The following is a 16,549-nucleotide window of genomic DNA, read 5'->3' on the forward strand; positions in this document are numbered from 1 at the left end:
CGGCCGTCAGCGTTTGGCGGGGGGCTCGCTGGTGAGGACGCGGGCGCCGGGGACGGGGCCGGTTGCGGTGCGGATGCTGCGGCAGACGCCTGCGCCGGCCAGTTCTGCCGCCACGGCCACTGCGGATTCCTCGCTCTCGCAAAGGAATGCGCAGGTGGGGCCGGAGCCGGAGACCAAGCCCGCCAGCGCGCCCGCGTTGACGCCGGCGCGCAACGTACGACGCAATTCCGGTTTCAACGACAGCGCGGCCGCTTGTAAGTCGTTACCCAGCAGCGGCGCAAGCTGTTTCGGGTCACCGAAGGCCAAGGCCTGCATCAGCTGTTGCGGTTCACCGAGCCGCGGTGGAGAACCGTTCTCACGCAACCGATCGAGTTCCGCGAAGACCGCCGGAGTGGACAAGCCGCCCTTGGCCAGCGCGAGTACCCAGTGAAAGCTGTTGCGAGACAACACCGGAAGCAGTCGTTCGCCGCGTCCGGTGCCGAGCGCGGTGCCGCCGTGTAACGCGAACGGCACGTCGCTGCCGAGTTCGGCGGCGACGGCGGAGAGTTCGTCGCGGGTGAGGCCGAGATCCCACAGTTCATTGAGACCGACCAGCGCCGCGGCGCCGTCCGCGCTGCCGCCCGCCATCCCGCCCGCCACCGGAATGCCCTTGGCGATAGCGAATTCCACCAGCGGCGCCCGGCCCGCCAGATGCGCGAGCCGGACCGCCGCCCGCCACACCAGGTTGGTGCGGTCGGTCGGCACGTCGGCGGCGCCCTCGCCGGAGACCCGCACGGCCAGCGAGCTCGCCGGGGCGATCTCCACGTCGTCGCTCAGCGACAGCGCCTGGAACACCGTTGTCAGGTCATGAAACCCATCGGCACGCAGGTCACCGACTCCGAGGTGGAGGTTCACCTTCGACGGCGCGCGCACGGTGATGGGGCTCGGGACAACTGACAGCACGGTGCCCAAGCCTAACGGGTGCCCCCGGCGGTCGCGCGAGTCGATATCGGCCTTTCACCCGCTGTGAATCATTCGGTCACAGCAGTCCCCCGCCGGTGGCATCGATCCACTGCCCGGTAACCCAGCGGGCGTCGTCGGAGGCGAGAAATCCGACGATATCGGCCACGTCGGCGGATCGGCCGAGCTTCTTCAGCGGCGACATCGCCGCGACCGCCGCCACCGTCTCGGCATTGTTCAAGAACCCGGCGTTCATGTCGGTGTCGATGATGCCGGGGGCCACCGCGTTCACCGTGATGCCACGCACGCCGACCTGCTTGGCCAGCACGCTGCTGAAGGCATCGAGCGCACCCTTGGTCATCGTGTAGGCGATCAGTTCCGGCATACGCGCGCCATGGGTGAGGCCGGTGGAGATATTGACGATGCGGCCGCCGTCGCGCATCCGATCCAGGGCGAGCTTGGTGACGAAGAACGGCGCCTTGGCGTTGACCGCGAACACGTGGTCGTAGGCCGCCTCGTCGGTGCCTTCGATCGGTTCGCGGATGCCGTCGGTGCCCGCGTTGTTGACCAGGATGTCTACTCCGTCGGCGTGTGCGTCGAAGGCGGACCACAGGGCCGCGGCGTCGCCGGGTACGCCGAGTTCGGCGCCGATCGCGAAGGCCGAACCACCCTCGGCCTCGATCGCGGCGACTGTTTCCTTGGCCGCCTGCTCGTTCCCGTTGTAGTGCACCGCGACCCGCGCCCCGTCGCGGCCGAGCCGTTCGGCGATGCCGCGGCCGATGCCCCGGCTCGCTCCCGTTACCAGTGCGGTCTTGCCTGTCAGTGCGCCCATTGCGGGGTTCCTTTCTCTAGCGATCACTACAGAACTGGGACACTAACACATTCTCTAGCGATCGCTATAGAATGACTTTTATGAGCACCGCAACCCGAGGCAGGCCGCGTTCGTTCGACCGAGACGCCGCACTGAACAAGGCGATGCGGCTGTTCTGGGCGCGCGGTTACGAGGCCACCTCGATCGGCGACCTCACCACCGCGATGGGCATCGGCGCGCCGAGTCTCTACGCGGCCTTCGGCGACAAGGCGACGCTGTTCAAGGAGGCAGTGCAGAGCTTCGGTGCGCAGTACGGCAATTTCATCGAGCGCGCATTCGCTGAGGAGCCGACCGCCGAGGCGGCGATCCGGCGCACCCTGCGGGAAGCGGCGGCGGAATACACCCGGTCCGACTGCCCGCGCGGCTGCCTGGTGATCAGCGCGGGCCTCAACACCAACAGCGGTGAGATCGCCGACATGCTGCACGAACTGCGCAGCCGGAATCTCGGGATGTTCACGGAACGGATCCAGGCCGATATGGACGCGGGCGTCCTGGTCGCCGCGGACGATGCGCCGACACTGGCGCGCTATATCGGCACGGTGCTGCAGGGGATGTCGCACGCTTCCAGGGATGGCGCGAGCCGAGCGGAACTGGCGAAGGTTGCCGAATTGGCCATGTACGGCTGGGGACGGACGGCACCGCAAGAATGAGAGCACCGCGGGATAAATGGCCCTGAAGACTGAGCCGCCCCGCGTAGGTGCGGTGTGACGATTTTCAGGTGATAGCTCAGCCTGAAACTCCCACCGGTCCAGCCGCACGGACCGAGCAGTCGACTTCGGCGCCGAGCGGCCGAATCTTCTGGACCCTCATCGGGACCTACGTCCTCACCACCCTGCTCGGCTCGGTCGCGATGCTTGCGCTGCAGCCGGTTTCGGGCATCGATCGGGCGGCATTGTCGCTGGTGCAGTTCGCCCCGGCGCTAGGCGCACTGGCCACCTGGCTTATCGGCCGCACAGTTCTCGGCCCGCTGCTTCCCGCACCGGTACCCACGCGACAGGTTCGCGAGAATCTCGGCTACATCCTGGCGGCATGCCTGCTGCTCGGGCTATTGGTCGCCGGGGCAACGGCATTGACGGGTCACGATCTGGTCGGTCCCGTTGCGGTCGGCGGGGTGCCGTTCGTGGTGTTCTTCTTGGTCCAGTTCGTGGGTGCGACCGGCGAGGAGATCGGCTGGCGCGGCTTCCTGCAACCGCTGCTCGAAACGCGGATGCGCCGATTCGCCGCGATCGCGGTGACCGGCGCGGCGTGGGCGCTGTGGCATGTGCAGGCGTTCGGTGCGGGCCCGGTGGTCGCGGTGTCGTTCTTCGTCTCGACAATGGCGTTCGCCGTACTTCTCGGCACGCTCGGCACCGGCAGTTTCTGGCAGCGGGTGCTGGTCGCGGCGGTCGGGCACTGGTTGATCAACGTGGGGATCTATCTGACGGCGGGTGACGCGACGCTCGTACGGCCGCAGATCGTGATCGTCGCGCTCGGAGCGGTTTTCGTCGCTGCGGTGACGCCGGCAGTACGGTCGTTGCGCGCGCGCTGAGCGGCGATCCGGCCACTTGCGCGCGGTACCCACTGGGGGTATCTTCATACGGGTCGGGGTACCCCCGGCCCGTATGATGGAGAATGAGCGAAGGAGTCGGAGATGCCCAGTTCCACCTACACCGTCACGGGGATGACCTGCGGGCACTGCGTGAGCTCCGTCCAGACGGAGATCGGCAAGATCGACGGCGTCACCGGTGTCGAGGTCGATCTCGCGAGCGGCGCGGTCACCGTGGCCAGCGCGGCGCCGATCGCCGACGCGGACATCGTCGCCGCCGTGGACGAGGCAGGCTACGAGGTCGCGGTCTGATGCAGGACCGGCTGAAGTTCGCCGCCTTCGGCGGTGCGCTTGTCGCGTTGTTCGGTGTCGCGCTCGGCATCGGCGCCCTGGTGGGCGATCCGGCCGAGCCCGCATCGAACGACATGGCGCACCCGGCCGGGTCGGACACGGGACTGTCGGAGACCAGATCCGGCTATACCCTCGCCGACCTCACCGCGCCGACGGAGCCGAATCAGGCCGGTGCCCTGCACTTTCGGATCACCGGGCCGGACGGCGCGCCGGTCGTCGGGTTCCGGACCCAGCACGACAAGAAGCTGCACCTGATCGTCGTCCGATCCGATGCCACGCAATACCGGCACGTACATCCGACCATGGACACGGCAGGCACCTGGTCGATCGATTGGACTTGGGCACAGCCGGGCACGTATCGCGTGTTCGCCGACTTCATGCCGGAGGCCGGCGGCACCGGGCTGGTGCTCAGCCGGACCGTCACGGTGGCGGGAATAGTTGCACTGCAACCACTTCCGCCGCCTGCGCGCACCGCGGCAGTGGACGGTTACCAGGTCACCGCGACCGGCGATCTCAGCACCGCGGGCAGCGAGCTGCGGTTCACGGTCACCCGCGACGGCACGCCGGTCACCGATCTCGAACCGTATCTCGGCGCCTACGCGCATCTCGTCGCGTTGCGCGCGAACGACCTCGCCTATCTGCACGTGCATCCGGAGGGCGAAGTCGGCCGCACCCCCGCCGGGCCCGAGGTCGCGTTCCACGCACAGGCCCCGAGTGCGGGCGACTATCGGCTGTATCTAGACTTCTCGCACGGCGGCGCGGTACACACCGCCGAGTTCACCATGGAAACGCCCATGGTCGAATCATCCACAGGCCCATCCACATCCGGCGGCGCACCGCATCAGGGTGGCGGGCACTGATGTCCGCACCCGCCGACCTACGCTCGATCGAGCTGGAGATCGGCGGGATGACCTGCGCTTCCTGTGCCGCGCGGATCGAGAAGCGGCTCAACCGGATCGACGGTGTCACGGCGACCGTGAACTTCGCCACGGAAAAGGCAAAGGTACGTTATCCACAATCTGTCTCGCCGGATTCGCTGGTAGAACACGTTGTCGATGCGGGGTACGCGGCGCACGTATTCAGTTCGGCCGCAACACAAACCGACCAGTATGCCAACCTCGGTTCACTGCGTCGCAGACTGCTGATCAGTCTCGTACTTGCCGTGCCGGTGATCGTGTTGGCGATGGCGCCTGCGCTGCAATTCGATAACTGGCAATGGGTTTCGCTCGCGCTCACCACGCCGGTGGTGGTATGGGGTGGCGCCGGGTTCCACCACGCGGCGTGGACGAATGCCCGGCACGCCACCTCGACGATGGACACGCTGGTTTCGGTCGGCACGCTGGCCGCGTTCGGCTGGTCGCTGTATGCGCTGATCTTCGGGCAGGCCGGAATGCCCGGGATGAAGCACTCGTTCAGCTTGGCGATCCAACGCTCGGACGCCTCGGCCACCGTGTATTTCGAGGTGGCGGCCGGATTGATCGTCTTCATCCTGGCCGGTCGATACTTCGAGACGCGCGCCAAGGAACGAGCGGGTTCGGCGCTGCGGGCCTTGCTCGAACTCGGCGCCAAGGACGTGCCGGTGCTGCGTGACGGCGTCGAAATCCTGGTTCCGGTAGCGGATTTGCGGGTCGGTGAGCTGTTCCTGGTCCGGCCCGGCGCGAAGGTCGCCACGGATGGCGTTGTGGTCGAAGGGAATTCGGCGTTCGATCAGAGCCTGCTGACCGGCGAGGCACTGCCCGCCGAGGTCGGGCCCGGCGCTGCCGTGGTCGGCGCCACCGTGAACGCGGGCGGCCTGCTGACCGTGCGCGCCACCCGGATCGGCGCGGACACCCAGCTGGCACAGATGGCCGCGCTGGTCGAGGACGCGCAGAACGGCAAGGCACCGGTGCAGCGCCTCGCCGACCGGGCGGCCGGGGTCTTCGTGCCGATCGTGTTCGCCATCGCCACCATGACGCTCGGCTTCTGGCTGGGCACCGGTGCGCCCGCCGCGGTCGCCATCGGCACCGCCGTCGCCGTGCTGATCATCGCCTGCCCGTGCGCATTAGGACTCGCGACGCCGACCGCACTGCTCGTCGGCACCGGGCGCGGCGCGCAACTGGGCATTCTCATCAAAGGCCCGCAGGTCCTGGAATCCACTCGGCGCATCGACACCGTGGTGCTGGACAAGACCGGGACGGTGACCACGGGACGAATGACGTTGTCCGACATCGTCCCCGCCGACGGTATAGACGCGGGCGAACTGCTCGTGCTCGCCGCTTCGGTGGAACATGGGTCCGAGCATCCGATCGCGCGGGCGATCGTCGCGAGTGCCGCCGAACGCGGGCTCGCGCCGAAGCCGGTGCGGCAGTTCGTCAGTCACAGCGGCACAGGTGTCGAGGGTCTCGTCGACAACCGCGATATCGTCATCGGCCGCGCCGAACTGCTCGACAGTCGATCCATTCCGCTCCCCGGCCCACTCACCGCCGCTCAATCGGCCGCCGAACACGCGGGCAACACCGTGATCGCGGTCGCCTGGGACGGCATCGCGCGCGGCCTCCTCGTCGTCGCCGACGCGATCAAACCATCCAGCGCACAAGCGATTACCGAACTCCGTGCCCTCGGACTCACGCCTATCCTGCTCACTGGCGACAATGCCGCCACCGCGCACACCGTCGCTGAACAGGTCGGCATCGATGAGGTGGTCGCCGAGGTGCTGCCCAGCGGCAAACTCGACGCGATCCGCACCCTGCAACGCGACGGCAAGGTCGTGGCGATGGTCGGCGACGGCGTCAACGACGCCGCCGCCCTGGTCCAAGCCGACCTCGGCCTCGCCATGGGCACCGGCACCGACGTCGCCATCGAGGCCGGCGACATCACCCTCGTCCGCGGCGACCTGCGCACCGTCGCCGCCGCCATCCGCCTCTCCCGCGCCACGCTGCGCACCATCAAGGGAAACCTCTGCTGGGCCTTCGGCTACAACATCGCCGCCATCCCGCTGGCCGCCGCCGGCCTGCTCAACCCCATGCTCGCCGGTGCCGCAATGGCCCTCTCCAGCATCTTCGTCGTCACCAACAGTCTGCGTCTGCGCTCATTCCGCTGAACACCAGTGTCGCCTCGGTGCAACGACAGTCCTTGTACTGCAACCAGTATCGGCCGATCAGCCGAGCGCCTGTGTGAACGGTGCCAGCAGCATCGCGCGATTTCCGGGCAGATCCGCGCCGCGCACCATAAGCGGACACGACGGCTGGGCGGTCAGACCACGCTCGGCCAACCAGCCGCTGAGCTCGGCGCCCGCGCTGGCGCACACATCGACGCGCGTCATCGAATTCTCTTCCGGGAGAGCGGCATCAAGCAATGCACTCGCGGTACTCATCGAATTCGCGACCAATGGGCCGACATGCACGGTGCCGAGATTGCGCCAAGCAACCGCATAACCACCGTCCGCGATCACTACCCGTTCGGCCATGGGGAGCAAGCGCCGCAGCAGCATGGTCCGGTCGGCTCCGAACGCCTGCCGGTCCAGCGTGGCCAGCGTCGGCAAGTCCTCGGTATCGCCCAGCCGCATGCCTGATGCCGGTGCGGATGCTGGTTCGAAAACTCCAGTGTGCTTGGCGATTTCATCCACGACCCGAAATCCCAGCTTCTGATACAGCGGCAGACCCGCCTCAGTCGCATACAAGAACACTGTCGCGCAATCCGCAGCGCTCAGCGCCTCGTCCATCAAGCGGTAGCCCAGACCACGGCCGCCATACCGGCTGGCCACCAGCAGCATGCCCACCGCGCCGATCCCCGGTGCCACCTCGGTCAGGAAGACCGTCCCCGCCAAACCACCATGTGGGTCATCGATCCCGTAGCCGCCGCCGAGTTCCAGCAGCAGCCGCCACTTGGCTTCCTCGCGTGGCCACGAACGGTCCGCCGCGAGATCCAGACAGGCCGCCAGATCCGCTACACCAAGTCGACGAACCTGCACTTCTTTCGCAACGATCCCAGGCACCGCACCAGCCTATGTGGTCAGCCTTGGGCGGCGAGGCGGACGAAAGCTGCCGTGTCGAGGGTTTCGCCGCGGGCGGTGGGCGCGATGTCGGCGGCGAGTAGGCGGCGTTCGGCTTCGGCGGGGGAACCGGCCCAGCCGGCCAGGGCGGCGCGCAGGGTTTTGCGGCGTTGGGCGAAAGCGGCGTCGACGACCTCCCAGACGCGGCGGCGATGGTCGTCGTCGATCGGCCAGGGCGGTTCGGGGTAGCGGTCGACGCGGACCAGGCCGGAGTCGACGCGTGGGACGGGCCAGAAGACCTGGGTGCCGACGGCGCCCGCGCGGCGGACGGTGCCGAAGAAACCGGCTTTCACGCTGGGGATGCCGTAGGTGCGGCTGCCGGGGGCAGCGGCGAGGCGGTCGGCGACCTCCGCCTGCACCATCACCAAAGAGACTGCGATGCTTGGTAATTCGGCGAGCAGGTGGAGCAGCACCGGTACCGCCACGTTGTAAGGCAGGTTCGCCACCAGCGCGGTCGGCGCGACCGGCAGGTCCGCGGCGGCGACTCGCAATGCGTCCGCCTCGACCACGGTCAGCCGGTCGGCCAGCTCCGGCGCACGGTCCGCGACGGTCACCGGAAGATGCCGGGCGAGCACCGGATCGATCTCGACGGCGACCACCGAATCGACCACGTCGAGCAGCGCCAGCGTCAGCGAACCCAGCCCGGGCCCGACCTCGAGCACCACATCGTCGCGCCCGACGCCCGCCGCCGCGACGATCCGCCGCACCGTGTTCCCGTCGTGCACGAAGTTCTGCCCGAGCTGCTTGGTCGGTCGCACGCCGAGCCGCTCGGCCAGCACCCGCACTTCGGCGGGCCCGAGCAACGCGGCACTCCCACGAGCAGCAACTTCAGGTTCGGACACCTGAAGAACCTATCAACCCGCGAGGTTGTCCTTACTACTGAGACGGGGTGGTTTTGATGCGGTTGAGGAAGGCGTCGATCGCCGCCTGCATGGCGGGGTTGAGTTGGGTGTGCTTGCCGGTGCCGGTGACCGTCTGGAAGTCGACGCCGTTGGCGGCGAGTTGCGCGGCGAGGGCGGCGTGTAGTGGGGAGGGGACGGTGGTGTCGGTGAGGTTGAGCAGCAACAGGATCGGGGCGTTGTAGCCGGAAGTGGGCACGGTGAGGTAGGCGTCGAGGGCGGAGCGGATGGGCTCTTCGGCGAGCGGTCTGGCGAGCAGGTCGCCGACGCCGAGACCGTGCACGCGGTCGGTGATGCCGTCCAGGCAGAGGGTGCCGACGCTGTCGAGGACCGCGCGGCCCTGCGGGGTGAGGTAGTCGTCGACGTGGACGTCGGGGCGGGCCGCGCGCAGACCGGCCAGGATGCTGACGAAGAAGCTCATCGCGCCGTCGTTGCCGGGGACGGTCGGGATGATCGGGCCGGCCAGCGGCAATATCTTCTCCACGTCCGATTCGGGGTCGATCGCGATGGTGCCGCGGAAGTCCAGATCGGGAGCGTAGGTGGCCTGCAGGTGGCCGGTGCCGAGCGCGGCTTGGCCACCCTGCGAAACGCCGAGGACCGCCCAGGTGCGCGACAGCTCGGGGTGGGTGGTGCGGGCGGCGCGCAGTAGGTCGATGGTGGCCGTCGCCTCGCTGGCGACCTCCAGGTACGGGTGCGGGCCGGTGTTGAAGCGGCCGAGTCCGAGATAGTCGGGCGCGACCACGGCTAAGCCCTGCCCGAGCAGGCCCTGGATCAACTGATCCTCTTTGGACCGAATCTGCTGATACGGATGGCCCGCCGGATCGGATTGGCCGCCGCAGCCCGCGCCGAGACCGCTGGTGCCGTGGTCGTAGGCGATGACCGGCCAGCCGGACGCGGGCGGCGTGCCCTGCGGAACGAACAGTGCGCCGCTGGCCTGTCGCGGCGTCCCGTCCGAGCCGCGCATCCAGTATTCGAGCACCGAGCCACCCGATACCCCGTGCCAGCCGTCCGGCTGCGCCTCGACCGAGATCAGCGACCCGGGAGTTTCCGCCTGCGCCGGAGCGACATTCACGAACAACGCGGCACTGGCCGACATCGTGGCCACGGCCACCGCACGCCTGCACACCTGAACAACCCTCATCGACCACACCTCACTGACCCGACCCACACCGCCACAAACCTGGACGAGTGTACAGATCAGCGAGATACTGCCAGCTCAGCGTGACTACCTGGCGAATCCAAAGCAACACCACGGGGTCCGGCCCGTAACCGCGCTCACCCCACCGCAGACGCACGCTCCCTGATTTCCGGCACCGAGAATCACATGCGATTTCAGGTGCGGGGAATCAGAAGGCGTGCGGCGATGGTCAGCTGATGCCGAGGCGGCTGGTGCAGGCGGGCCACGCGCCCCAGCCCTGCCGGGCGCGGGTGATCTCGGCGATGGCGATCTGCTCCTCGCGGGTGGCCAGGTCGGCGCGGGGCGCGTACTTCAGGCCACCCTGGCGTTCCCAGGTGCCCTGGTCGAACTGGATGCCGCCGTAGTAACCGTTGCCGTTGTTGATACCCCAGTTGCCAGTGGATTCGCAGCGGGCCAGCGCGTCCCAGGTGGAGCCGTCACGCACCGGCGGCACCTCGGTGCCCGGCTTGGCGCCCTTGCGGATGGTCTTCGGCTGCGCGGTGATCGTCACGTTCGAGGCGATCGGCTTGCGGTCCACCTCGGCGCCGTTGACCATGGTGACCGCGAAGGTGACGTCCTGGACGCCGGGCGCACCCTGGGTTTCCACCACCGAGCGGCTCATGTTCATGGTCGGGTCTTCGATCACGTTCTCCGGCGGGTCGAGCGGCAGCGTCTCGGTCCGGTTCTCGATCCGCTTGCGGGTCACCGTGATTCGGGTGCCGTCGGTCAGCGGGGTGGCCGCGGCGGGCTCGACGGTGTCCTGCTCGATCAACGGAATACCCGCCACCGCAAGGAATTCGCCGACGGTCGGCGCGGCGAGCCGGACGTCGACCGGGGCGCCGATGCCGTCGAGCAGCGAGACCGATCGCGGTGTCGCGACATTCAGCGCGGCGCCTTCCAGCGGCAGCTTCTCGTTGCGCCCGGGCGATACGTACACCTCTTTGGGCATGCTCAGCTGCTCGAGCGCCTCGCCCGCGGTCAGGCCGGTGGTCCACACCGTGCGCGCTTGGCCGTCGACCATGAGCTTGACCTCACGCGCCCGGTTGAGCGTGATGGTGGCACCGTCGCCGATCTTCGCTGCGAGTGCCGGGGCCACCCGGTCGCGCTCGGTCACGGCAAAGCCTGCGGCCCGCAGCACACCGCGGACGTTGAGCGACATCGTTGTCTCGACGCGCTTCTCACCGTCGACGACGACCGTCACGGTCTTGCGATTCACGATCGCCAGCCCTGCACCGACGATCAGCGTCATCAACAGCGCACCGACCGCTGCGTATAGCAGCGGGGAGCGAGACTGGTTGATTCGCGTGAATGGGGACATGGTCACAGTACGATAACGAGGGGTTTGGGGGTAGACAACCTTCACTTGCTTCAGCTGGGTCTTTCAATATCACGAACAGATATCGCTACCGCAGGTTGATCACGAAATATGCCTATCGATGTGACCTAGGACACACCACGTATATCCAGCCCCCTTGCGGGTACTCCCATTGCCGGAAAATAGCGGAATGGTCAGATTCCGTAGACGCGGCGCGCGTTCGCCGTGGTGATCTTCGCCAATTCAGCGGGGTCCGTTTCGCGTAGTTCCGCTAGCGCGCGCACGGTGTACGGCAGGCAATATGGTTCGTTGGGAGCACCACGGAATGGATGTGGCGTTAAATACGGCGCGTCCGTTTCGACCAGAATCAGCTCGTCGGGCACAACTTTGGCGGCTTCGCGCAACTCATGCGCATTCTTGAAACTCACCGTGCCGGAGAAACTCAGCACATACCCCTCGGCCACGCAGGCCAGCGCCATGTTGGTATCCGAAGAGAAGCAATGGAAGATCACGGTGGCCGGGGCACCCTCGTCCAGCAGCACCGTCAGCAAATCGTGGTCGGCCTCGCGATTGTGGATCATCAGCGGTTTGCGCAGCCGCTTCGCCAGGTCGATGTGCCAGCGAAAGCCCTCGACCTGGGTCTCGATGTCGGCGCAGCCGTCGAGCTTGCCCGGCCAGTAGTAGTCGAGGCCCGTCTCGCCGATCGCGACCACGCGGGGATCGGCGGCAAGGCGTTCGAGTTCGGCCTTCGCGGCATCGTCGAGGGCGTTCGCGCGGGTGGGGTGCAGCGCGACCGCAGCGTAGACACGTGGGTCCCAGTTGGCGGCCTGCACAGCCCACTGCGCGGCGGCGAGGTCGTCGGCGACGGTCACCACCTGGCCGACGCCGACCGACGCGGCGCGGTCCACGATCACGGCGGTGGAGGCCGCGTCGGTGGCGCCACAGGCATCCAGGTGGGTGTGCGCGTCGATGATCGGGGCGAGCGGCTCCGGCAAGTCCGGCGCTGGACGCCTGTTACTCATCGAAAACCGCCGGACACAGTGGAATCGGCACCGGCAGGCAGGATCGCCGCGACCAGCGAATCAGCTCGGCGGATATTCGCGTGAAGGTAGGAAACCACGGCCATTACAGTAGACACACCATGAGCGAAGCTGACCGCCCCGCCTTCTATATCACTACGGCCATCGCCTACCCGAACGGTGCGCCGCACATCGGCCATGCGTACGAGTACATCTCGGCCGACGCCATCGCCCGCTTCAAGCGGCTCGACGGATACGACGTCTTCTTCATGACGGGCACCGACGAGCACGGTCAGAAGATGCAGCAGGCGGCCGCGGCCGCGGGCGTCCCGGTGGAGGAGCTCGCGAGCCGCAACTCGGACGTGTTCGAGGCGCTGGACAAGACCCTGGACATCTCCTACGACCGGTTCATCCGGACCACCGACGAGGACCACCAGGCGTCCAGCGTCGCGCTGTGGGAGCGGATGCTCGCCAACGGCGATATCTACCTCGGCAACTACTCGGGCTGGTACTCGGTGCGCGACGAGGCCTTCTACACCGAGGAGGAGACCACGCTGCTGGACGACGGCACCCGGATCTCCACCGAGTCGAAGACGCCGGTCACCTGGACCGAGGAGTCGAACTTCTTCTTCAAGCTCTCCGCTTACCAGGACAAGCTGCTCGCGCTCTACGAGGAGCATCCCGAATTCATTGCGCCCGCAACGCGTCGCAATGAAATCGTCAGCTACGTCAAGGCCGGTCTGAAGGACCTGTCCATCTCGCGCACCACCTTCGACTGGGGTGTGCCGGTGCCGGACCATCCCGATCACGTGATGTACGTGTGGGTGGACGCGCTCACCAACTACATCACCGGTGTCGGCTACCCGAACACGGAATCCGCTGCGTTCCAGCGGTTCTGGCCCGCCGACGTGCACATCATCGGCAAGGACATCACCAGGTTCCACACCGTGTACTGGCCGGCGTTCCTGATGTCGGTGGGCGTCGAGGTGCCGAAACGCGTTTTCGTGCACGGGTTTCTGTACAACAAGGGCGAGAAGATGTCCAAGTCGGTCGGCAATGTGGTCGACCCGCTGGAACTCGTCGAGACCTACGGCGTCGACGCGGTGCGTTTCTTCCTGCTGCGCGAGATCTCCTACGGGCAGGACGGCAGCTACAGCCACGACGCGATCGTCGGCCGGATCAATTCCGACCTGGCCAACGAATTCGGCAACCTGGTGCAGCGCAGCACCAAGCTGGTCGCGCGCGACTGCGGCGGCGTGGTGCCGACGCCGGGCGAATTCACCGACGCCGACCGCACGCTGCTGGATCTGACGAACGGGCTGCTCGATCGCTGCCGCGCCGAATATGACGCGCAGCAAATGCATCTCGCACTGGAAGCGATCTGGCTCACCCTCGGCGAGACGAACAAGTACTTTTCCGCGCAGGCCCCGTGGGCGCTGGCCAAGTCCGGCACGCCCGAGGATCTGGCCCGCGAGGCGACGGTGCTGTACGTGACGCTCGAGGTGCTGCGCATCGTCGCGATCCTGGTGCAGCCGGTGGTGCCCGCTTCGGCGAGCAAGATCCTCGATCAGCTCGGTCAGCAGGAGCGCACGTTCGCCGATATCGCGACGCCGATCGTGCCGGGCGTGGTACTGCCCGCCCCGGAACCGGTGTACCCCAAGTACATCGAGCCCAAGGACTGATCCTTACCCGACGTACGCGGCCGGGCTGCGCCGAATCAGGCTGCGCCCGTGCCGCGTTCGTGTTTCCGGCGACAGACCGTGCCGCGGTCCCACCGGCCTGATCGCGGTCCGGAACGGCCTTCGTCGCGCACCGGCGCGGAACCCACTGGCGCACAGTCGCATAATGCTGGGTTACGAATGTTCATGTTCGCCGAACCGGGAGGGCACCCATGCGCCGACAACAGGCGACCGACTCGACACCCATGCCGCAGAACACCTTCGCCGACCGGCACCGGGCGGCCCGCGACGCCGTCCTGGTCTCGCAGCGCGGGCGCCTCATCGAAGCGATGGTCGAATGCGTCGACAGCAGGGGATATTCCGGTACCACCCTCACCGATATCGTTGCCCGAGCACGGGTTTCGCGCAGCACCTTCTACGAGCACTTCGCGAACAAGGAAGAGTGCTTCGTCGAGGCGGTGCACACCGGCGTCGATATCGTGGCGGGCCGGATCACCGAGGAGCTGGCCCAGCTCGCGCCGACGGCCGATGTGCCGGCCAGGATCGAGTCGATTGTCGCCACCTTCTGCGAAACCGTCGCCACCGAACCGGATTTCGCCCGCCTGATCCTCGTCGAATCGTTCAAGGTGAATCAGGCCGCCGTCGACTACCGCGACCTGGCCGTGGACCGCTTCGCCGCGCTCTACCGCCTCTTCTATGACCAAGCGCGCCAGGCGGATCCGTCGCTGCCGGAGGTTTCCGACGAGCTGATCGCCCTGATCCCCGACGCGATCGGCGAGCGGACCCGTCGAGTCATCGTGACCGACGGCCCCGCTCGCGTCCCCGACCTGATTCCGCTGTTCGTCCAATTCGTCAGCGCGACACTCGGCCTGGGTGCCTGAAAGCGTTTCTCCCGCTTGGCTATTGCCGATTACTTCCAGCGGGCGAGCAGGCGCTCGATTTCCGCGGTAAGGGCGCGCTGCAGGAAGGGACCGAAGCTGATGCGCGCGACACCCTGATCCGCCAGCACCGCCTTGTCGGACTTGTCGGGCAGGCCGACCATGCTGATGGGCAGCGTCAGCTCGCTGGTCAGCCGACGCACATCGGCATCGGCCTGTGCGCCCGCGGGGAACAGCACGTCGGCACCCGCCGCGGTGGCCAGCTGCAGCCGCTCGATCGCGCGGTCGACCCGATCCGCCTCGTCGCCGTCCTGCCGCAGGAACAGGTCGGTCCGGGCGTTGACCACCACGTGCACCCCGGCCGCGTCGGCGAACTGCCGCAGCCCGTGCACGAGATCGGCGTGCTCCTGTGGTGCCCGCAGCCGCTTGCCCTCGCTGTGCACGGTGTCCTCGATGTTCAGGCCGACGGCACCCGCCTCGAGCAGCCCCTCGATGAGCTGAGCCGGTTCCAGGCCGTAACCCGATTCGATATCCACCGACACCGGCACCTCGACGGCGTCGGTGATCTGCCGAACCCGGGTGAGCGACTCGGCGAAGGTCATGCCCTCACCATCGGCCCGCCCGATCGAATCGGCGACCGGATGACTACCCACGGTGAGCGCCGCGAACCCGGCCTCCACCGCGACCGTCGCCGACCACGCGTCCCACACGGTGGGCAGCACAGCGGGATCACCGGGACGGTGCAGTGCGAGAAATGCCTTGGCCTTGCTTTCGAGAGAGGTCATAGGACGATCATGCCGCCTCCCCGCACCGCGCACCATGGTGCGTCGACCGACGTTGCGAGTCGGTCAGTCCGCGCCCTCGCGGCGGGCGATCAGCACCGCGTCGTAGAGCTCGTTGCGGGAGACGCCGTTCGCGCTCGCGATTTGCGCGCAGGCGTCCTTGAGGCGGATGCCGTCGGCGGTCAGCGCCTCGACCTCGTCGACCAGATCGTTGGGGTCGGCGGATTTGGGTTGCGCCCCTTCGAGGACGACGGTGATCTCGCCGCGGGCGCCGTCGACGGCCCAGGCGGCCACCTCGGCGAGGGTGCCGCGAATGACCTCCTCGTAGGTCTTGGTCAGTTCGCGGCAGACGGCGGCGCGGCGGTCGGGGCCGAGCACGGTGACTGCGTCGGCCAGGCAGTCGGCGAGGCGGTGCGGCGCCTCGAAGAAGACGCAGGCACGCGACTCGGTGGCCAAGGTACGCAACCACTCTCGGCGCTGACCGCCCTTGCGTGGCGCGAAACCGTCGAAGCAGAACCGTTCCACCGGCAGGGCGGACAGCGCGAGCGCCGTGGTCACCGCCGACGGACCGGGCAGGCAGGTCACCGGCAGGTCCCGCTCCGCGCAGGCCGCGACCAGTCGATAGCCGGGGTCGCTGACCGAGGGCATCCCCGCGTCGGTCACCAGCAGCACCGTGCGCCCGGCCTCGATATCGCCGAGCAGCGCGGGAATCTTCGCGATCTCCACATGGTCGTAGAAGCTGACCACCCGCCCGGTGATCTCCACCCCCAGCGACTTGGCGAGCGACTTGGTGCGCCGGGTGTCCTCCGCCGCCACGATGTCGGCCGACCCGAGCGCATCGCGCAGCCGCTGCGACGCGTCACCGATGTCGCCCATCGGTGTCGCCGCGAGCACCAGCCTGCCCGGCCCTGTCGCCTCGTCCGCCACCGCACTCCCGTCTCGATCACGCCCGGCGCCCGCCGAACCTCCGCAGCCTATCGACTCGCCCAGCGCGCACGCACAGCCCGACTGGGCCACGCGCGCACAATCGCGCCACGCGCACGGAATCGCCAGCAATTTCGCGCGCGGCAGGACACGACATGCG

Annotated in this window: 16 protein-coding genes; 7 read left to right on the top strand and 9 right to left on the bottom strand. The window is 67.7% G+C overall.

All coding sequences use genetic code 11. The features are described 5' to 3' along the window. Positions 1 to 6: 6 nt before the first annotated feature. A complete protein-coding gene (locus ACFWF1_RS38565) occupies positions 7 to 942 on the bottom strand; it encodes a 4-(cytidine 5'-diphospho)-2-C-methyl-D-erythritol kinase (RefSeq protein WP_379281004.1) in 936 nt (311 codons plus the stop codon). Positions 943 to 1,018: 76 nt separating this feature from the next. Further along, complete coding sequence (locus tag ACFWF1_RS38570; protein WP_379281005.1) at positions 1,019 to 1,771, bottom strand: SDR family oxidoreductase; 753 nt, start codon at positions 1,769 to 1,771, stop codon at positions 1,019 to 1,021. Between the two features lie 80 nt (positions 1,772 to 1,851). Here ACFWF1_RS38570 and ACFWF1_RS38575 point away from each other — a divergent pair, with 80 nt between their 5' ends. From ACFWF1_RS38575 to ACFWF1_RS38595, 5 genes are all read left to right on the top strand, one after another. Then, positions 1,852 to 2,460: a TetR/AcrR family transcriptional regulator gene (locus tag ACFWF1_RS38575; RefSeq protein ID WP_379281006.1), complete on the top strand. Its 609-nt coding sequence runs from the start codon at positions 1,852 to 1,854 to the stop codon at positions 2,458 to 2,460. Positions 2,461 to 2,528: 68 nt separating this feature from the next. Continuing rightward, entirely contained in the window at positions 2,529 to 3,338 is an 810-nt protein-coding gene (locus ACFWF1_RS38580) for a CPBP family intramembrane glutamic endopeptidase (RefSeq protein ID WP_379281007.1), read from the top strand. Between the two features lie 102 nt (positions 3,339 to 3,440). Next, positions 3,441 to 3,647, top strand: coding sequence for a heavy-metal-associated domain-containing protein (locus tag ACFWF1_RS38585; RefSeq protein ID WP_379281008.1), 207 nt, complete (start codon positions 3,441 to 3,443; stop codon positions 3,645 to 3,647). Next, on the top strand, positions 3,647 to 4,546 hold the full coding sequence (locus tag ACFWF1_RS38590; RefSeq protein WP_379281009.1) for a hypothetical protein: 900 nt from the start codon (positions 3,647 to 3,649) through the stop codon (positions 4,544 to 4,546). Before ACFWF1_RS38585 ends, ACFWF1_RS38590 begins: the two co-directional genes overlap by 1 nt. Further along, complete coding sequence (locus ACFWF1_RS38595) at positions 4,546 to 6,765, top strand: heavy metal translocating P-type ATPase (RefSeq protein WP_379281010.1); 2,220 nt, start codon at positions 4,546 to 4,548, stop codon at positions 6,763 to 6,765. Before ACFWF1_RS38590 ends, ACFWF1_RS38595 begins: the two co-directional genes overlap by 1 nt. A gap of 57 nt (positions 6,766 to 6,822) precedes the next feature. Here the strand turns inward: ACFWF1_RS38595 and ACFWF1_RS38600 are convergent, their stop codons facing one another. From ACFWF1_RS38600 to ACFWF1_RS38620, 5 genes are all read right to left on the bottom strand, one after another. Continuing rightward, complete coding sequence (locus ACFWF1_RS38600) at positions 6,823 to 7,659, bottom strand: GNAT family N-acetyltransferase (protein WP_379281011.1); 837 nt, start codon at positions 7,657 to 7,659, stop codon at positions 6,823 to 6,825. Between the two features lie 17 nt (positions 7,660 to 7,676). After that, on the bottom strand, positions 7,677 to 8,558 hold the full coding sequence (gene rsmA, locus ACFWF1_RS38605) for a 16S rRNA (adenine(1518)-N(6)/adenine(1519)-N(6))-dimethyltransferase RsmA (RefSeq protein WP_379281012.1): 882 nt from the start codon (positions 8,556 to 8,558) through the stop codon (positions 7,677 to 7,679). A 34-nt stretch (positions 8,559 to 8,592) separates the two neighbouring features. Next, complete coding sequence (locus tag ACFWF1_RS38610) at positions 8,593 to 9,756, bottom strand: alpha/beta fold hydrolase (protein WP_379281013.1); 1,164 nt, start codon at positions 9,754 to 9,756, stop codon at positions 8,593 to 8,595. A gap of 226 nt (positions 9,757 to 9,982) precedes the next feature. After that, on the bottom strand, positions 9,983 to 11,110 hold the full coding sequence (locus ACFWF1_RS38615) for a transglycosylase family protein (RefSeq protein WP_379281014.1): 1,128 nt from the start codon (positions 11,108 to 11,110) through the stop codon (positions 9,983 to 9,985). A gap of 191 nt (positions 11,111 to 11,301) precedes the next feature. Then, a complete protein-coding gene (locus tag ACFWF1_RS38620) occupies positions 11,302 to 12,129 on the bottom strand; it encodes a TatD family hydrolase (RefSeq protein ID WP_379281015.1) in 828 nt (275 codons plus the stop codon). Positions 12,130 to 12,209: 80 nt separating this feature from the next. Here ACFWF1_RS38620 and metG point away from each other — a divergent pair, with 80 nt between their 5' ends. Beyond that, the gene (gene metG / locus ACFWF1_RS38625; protein ID WP_379281016.1) at positions 12,210 to 13,808 is read left to right on the top strand and encodes a methionine--tRNA ligase; all 1,599 of its coding nucleotides are present in this window, start codon (positions 12,210 to 12,212) and stop codon (positions 13,806 to 13,808) included. 209 nt (positions 13,809 to 14,017) lie between these two features. Continuing rightward, entirely contained in the window at positions 14,018 to 14,686 is a 669-nt protein-coding gene (locus ACFWF1_RS38630) for a TetR/AcrR family transcriptional regulator (RefSeq protein ID WP_379281017.1), read from the top strand. Positions 14,687 to 14,715: 29 nt separating this feature from the next. On the opposite strand, the gene ACFWF1_RS38635 is transcribed toward ACFWF1_RS38630, so the two are convergent. Together ACFWF1_RS38635 and rsmI are read right to left on the bottom strand one after the other, a co-directional pair. After that, positions 14,716 to 15,468 (bottom strand): isocitrate lyase/phosphoenolpyruvate mutase family protein, encoded by a 753-nt coding sequence (locus ACFWF1_RS38635; RefSeq protein WP_379281018.1) that lies wholly within the window; start codon positions 15,466 to 15,468, stop codon positions 14,716 to 14,718. 63 nt (positions 15,469 to 15,531) lie between these two features. Then, positions 15,532 to 16,392 (bottom strand): 16S rRNA (cytidine(1402)-2'-O)-methyltransferase, encoded by an 861-nt coding sequence (gene rsmI, locus ACFWF1_RS38640; protein WP_379281019.1) that lies wholly within the window; start codon positions 16,390 to 16,392, stop codon positions 15,532 to 15,534. Positions 16,393 to 16,549: the final 157 nt, after the last annotated feature.

It is taken from the genome of Nocardia sp. NPDC060255 (assembly GCF_042727395.1).
Lineage (GTDB): Bacteria > Actinomycetota > Actinomycetes > Mycobacteriales > Mycobacteriaceae > Nocardia.

Excerpts from the sequence above, each read along its gene's own strand:
- ACFWF1_RS38590 (WP_379281009.1), top strand. The coding sequence starts at position 3,647 with ATGCAGGACCGGCTGAAGTTCGCCGCCTTCGGCGGTGCGCTTGTCGCG.
- ACFWF1_RS38620 (WP_379281015.1), bottom strand. The coding sequence starts at position 12,129 with ATGAGTAACAGGCGTCCAGCGCCGGACTTGCCGGAGCCGCTCGCCCCG.
- ACFWF1_RS38635 (WP_379281018.1), bottom strand. The coding sequence starts at position 15,468 with ATGACCTCTCTCGAAAGCAAGGCCAAGGCATTTCTCGCACTGCACCGT.
- ACFWF1_RS38610 (WP_379281013.1), bottom strand. The coding sequence starts at position 9,756 with ATGAGGGTTGTTCAGGTGTGCAGGCGTGCGGTGGCCGTGGCCACGATG.
- ACFWF1_RS38585 (WP_379281008.1), top strand. The coding sequence starts at position 3,441 with ATGCCCAGTTCCACCTACACCGTCACGGGGATGACCTGCGGGCACTGC.
- ACFWF1_RS38595 (WP_379281010.1), top strand. The coding sequence starts at position 4,546 with ATGTCCGCACCCGCCGACCTACGCTCGATCGAGCTGGAGATCGGCGGG.
- ACFWF1_RS38615 (WP_379281014.1), bottom strand. The coding sequence starts at position 11,110 with ATGTCCCCATTCACGCGAATCAACCAGTCTCGCTCCCCGCTGCTATAC.
- ACFWF1_RS38570 (WP_379281005.1), bottom strand. The coding sequence starts at position 1,771 with ATGGGCGCACTGACAGGCAAGACCGCACTGGTAACGGGAGCGAGCCGG.
- ACFWF1_RS38630 (WP_379281017.1), top strand. The coding sequence starts at position 14,018 with ATGCGCCGACAACAGGCGACCGACTCGACACCCATGCCGCAGAACACC.
- ACFWF1_RS38575 (WP_379281006.1), top strand. The coding sequence starts at position 1,852 with ATGAGCACCGCAACCCGAGGCAGGCCGCGTTCGTTCGACCGAGACGCC.